This is a genomic window from Peribacillus sp. SIMBA_075 (assembly GCF_046534585.1).
Map to the genome: position 1 here is coordinate 1 of NZ_JAWRYN010000493.1, position 276 is coordinate 276.

The following is a 276-nucleotide window of genomic DNA, read 5'->3' on the forward strand; positions in this document are numbered from 1 at the left end:
TCTTCTCGCCGGCGCTGATGGCCAGGTCCAGGCGGTTGCCGGGCGGCGCGATCGGACACACCAGGTGCGGCGTCAGCGCGCAGGGCGGGTTCTCGGCACGGTTGAAGTCCAGCACGATGTCGCCGTTCTCCGGTGCATCGACGAACAGGTAGCGCGCCCCGCCATAGCTCTCCTTGCCGCTGGTGCGGTCGGAGAAGATGAAGAACAGCTTGGGGTCGTTCGGCTGGGTCACCGGATGCAGCCGGTAGCGCCGCCCGTCGCGCTCGAACTCGACCT

Annotated in this window: 1 protein-coding gene; it reads right to left on the reverse strand. The window is 68.1% G+C overall.

The window, feature by feature from the left end:
• A partial coding sequence (locus tag SB775_RS29140) for a DUF1684 domain-containing protein (RefSeq protein ID WP_410864699.1) occupies nucleotides 1-276 on the reverse strand: 276 nt, incomplete at both ends.